3 protein-coding genes and 1 pseudogene are annotated in these 3,120 nt (G+C 67.7%); all 4 read right to left on the bottom strand.

What is annotated here, in order from left to right; genetic code table 11:
- Positions 1-329 (bottom strand): annotated as a pseudogene (locus tag I71_RS16890) (hypothetical protein); the annotation flags it as partial.
- Positions 330-596: 267 nt separating this feature from the next.
- Positions 597-1,319: a 2OG-Fe dioxygenase family protein gene (locus tag I71_RS16885; protein ID WP_042696008.1), complete on the bottom strand. Its 723-nt coding sequence runs from the start codon at positions 1,317-1,319 to the stop codon at positions 597-599.
- Positions 1,320-1,386: 67 nt separating this feature from the next.
- Positions 1,387-2,229: an ATP-binding protein gene (locus tag I71_RS38835; RefSeq protein WP_199902198.1), complete on the bottom strand. Its 843-nt coding sequence runs from the start codon at positions 2,227-2,229 to the stop codon at positions 1,387-1,389.
- Between the two features lie 541 nt (positions 2,230-2,770).
- Positions 2,771-3,120: response regulator transcription factor (locus I71_RS16875; protein ID WP_042696007.1), on the bottom strand; the 350-nt coding region annotated here is incomplete at its 5' end.

Here is a 3,120-nt window from a genome sequence, read left to right as displayed (position 1 = left end):
GAAAACAGCAATTCCCGCATCGCGTGCAGCATAAACAGAATTATGAATATTCTTGGAATTTCCGGAGCTGCTGATCGCCAGCAATACATCTCGCGCCCGATGAAGGAGCCCATGGACGCCTGTCCGCCCATCGCGCCCTCGATCCCGTCATAGCCCTGGACCACGTCTCCCAGTGCGCCGTCCCGGTCGGGAACCAGGATCTGCTCGATCTTGGCGCCGTAATTGGTGATGCGCACCACCATGCCGCGCCCGTTGCGCAGGGTGAACAAATCCACCGGCTTGCCGTCGATGGTGGCGGAGAAATTCTCTCGCTTGAGGTCGGTCGCCATGGTCAGGCATCCCTGTGGAAGAGGTTAGTAAAAACCGAGAAGCAGCAGCCCCAGGACCATCACCACGCGCAGGAGCAGCGCCGTCTCCAATGGGTCCGCGGTCATGGCTCGGCCTCACCGGGTGGATTGTGGGATTATTATACTAATATATTACGCCTTGAGGCAAACCGGATCGGGGTGTTGGGGCCGGGCCGGACAGTTTGCCGCAGTATTGCGGTCATGATCGCAGTGCCCCGGCCGACAGTCTCTCGGGGTGATCCGCCGAAGTCACGCGCGCCGCATCGTCACCACCAGCACGTCCCGAAAGGCCGGAATCGCCGGATCGATGGGCTCGACCGGCGTCACACCATGAAACACCCGGGCGTCGTCCACCACCGCCGATTCCAGCGGATGGCGCAGGGTGAAGCTGCCCAGCGGCCGGCCGGCGAGATCATGGATGCGCGTCGTGCCGCTGGAGACGTTCTCGCGCCGGATCAGCATCACCAGGACCCAGTCCACGCCGTCGCGATGCATTCCTTCCGGAGTGGGCCGCCCGGCTTCGCCGGCGCGGGCTTCGATCCGGAACTGATGGACTTCCGTGTGCCAGACCTCCGGCTTCGTCTCGGCGGGGGTCAGCGGGTCGAACAGCGCGAAGCAGGTCTTCAGGATCGCGTCCAGGGCGGTGTGGGTTCCGACCGCCTCGGTGATCGGCTCGAACCAGCGTTCGAGGCCGCCATTCAGGGGGTTGTAGTCGCGGCTCTGGTAATGAGGCTGGTGCGGCTTGCGCCGGACTTCCCCGCCGGACAATGCGAAGGCGGCGTGGCGACGGCGCCGGTAGCGCCCGCCGTCCGCCATATAGGTGTCCAGGCCCAAATCGTTCCAGCTGGCGCTGAACCCCTCCCAATCGCGCAATCCGGCGTCGTCGAGCAGGTCCTGCATGGCGGCTGCCGCAACGAAAGAGAAACCGTCCGCCGCCACAGCGTCACGAACCGCGCGAAGATCATCGGTCATCTGGCCTGTCCGCTTTCAAAAGCGATTTTGTGTTCGCCACCCTATCACAACAGCCGCAGCCCCCTCCTCATCCCGCAGCCGCCGGCAAACGCAACACTGCCCTCAGCCCGCCCAGCGGCGAGGCGTCCAGGCTGACATCGCCCCCATAGAGCCGCGCCAGATCCCGCACCACCGCGAGGCCGAGCCCGGATCCCGGCGTGCTTTCATCCAGGCGGACGCCCGGCTCCAGCGCCGCCTCCCGGCAGTCGCCGGGCAAACCGGGGCCGTCGTCGTCGAGCGTGACGCTCAGCATGCCGCCACCCTCCGCCCGGCACGTCACAGCAACCCGGCCGCGCGCCCATTTGCAGGCATTGTCCAGCAGATTGCCCAGCATCTCGTCCAGATCCTCCCGCTCGCCGGCGAACAGCAGGTCGGCGGGGGCTTCGACGGCGATGTCCAGTCCCGCCTGCGCATGAAGCTTGCGCATCACCCGCGCCAGCGCCGCGACGCACTCCGGCACCCGCGTGCTGATGCCCGGCACGCTGCGGGCGGCGGCGGCGCGGGCACGGGCCATGTGGTGGTCGACATGCCGACGCATCAGCTCCACCTGCCGGACCATCGCCGGCCCCACCCTGTGCGCGTTGCGTTCATCCAGCGCGCCGGCTTCGTTCGCCAGCACCGCGAGGTTGGTCTTCAACGCATGGGCCAGATTGCCGGCCTGCAGGCGGCCGCGGCCGACGACCTCCTCGGCATGGGCGAGCAGGGCGTTCAGATCCTCGACCAGCGGCCGGATTTCGGTCGGCATCGCCACGTCGAAGCGCTTCTTCCGGCCGGCCCGCACCTCGGTCAGTTCGCCGCGCAGGCGGGAGAGCGGGCTCAATCCGATCTGCACCTGGATCAGCGCCGCGGCGATCAGGGCGGCGGCCAGCACGGCCAGCGACAGGGCCAGCGTGGTGTTGAAAGGCGCGGGTGACGCCGGCGAGCTCGGCCCGTTCCGCGGCGACGGCGATGCGAACCGGCTCCGTCCGTCCCGGCAGCAGGAGGAAGCGTTCCAGCACGGTCAGCGACTGGTGTGCCGGACCGGTGGCGCCGTGCCAGTGCAGCCCACCATCCTCCACCCGGTCATCGGGCAGGTCCAGGACGCTGTCCCACAGGGAGCGCGAGCGCAGCGGCGAGGCAGCACTGTCCCCGACCTGCCAGTACAGGCCAGACAAGGGCCGGCGGAAGCGCGGGTCGCTCAGGGGTTGGCGCAGTGTCGGCTTGCCATCGGCGTCGACCTCCAGCACCGCGGCCAGCTGTTCAAGGTGGTTGGCCAGCTCCGCCTCGAAGCGCTGGCGGACATGGGTCTGGAACAGGTCGGCAATGATCCATCCCGCCAGCATCAGCGCCAGCGCCACCCACACCGCGGCACCGGCCAGCAGGCGGAAGCGCAGCGACTCCGTCCATCTCATGGTCCGCCTCCCGACCGTCCTTCAGGGGTCGTCCGCGCGATAGCCCAACCCCCGTACCGTTTTGATGACATCCACTCCCAGCTTGCGGCGCAGGCGGCCGACGAAGACCTCGATGGTGTTGGAATCGCGGTCGAAGTCCTGGGCATAGACATGCTCGGTCAGTTCGGTGCGCGACACCACCTGACCCTTGCGGTGCATCAGGTAGGACAGCACCCGGTATTCGAAAGCGGTCAGCTCGACCGGCTCGCCATCCACCGTGACCCGCCCGGTGCGGGTGTCGAGCACCAGGCCGCCGCAGGCGATCTCGGCGCTGGCATGGCCCTTGGCGCGGCGGATCAGCGCGCGGATGCGGGCCAGCAGCTCCTCCATGC

Origin of the sequence: Azospirillum sp. B506 (genome assembly GCF_000333595.1) — a bacterium.
Lineage (GTDB): Bacteria > Pseudomonadota > Alphaproteobacteria > Azospirillales > Azospirillaceae > Azospirillum.
This window is presented reverse-complemented; position numbering and strand designations above follow the sequence as displayed.

Coding starts and splice junctions, on each gene's coding strand:
- I71_RS16885 (WP_042696008.1), bottom strand. CDS start 1,319: ATGACCGATGATCTTCGCGCGGTTCGTGACGCTGTGGCGGCGGACGGT.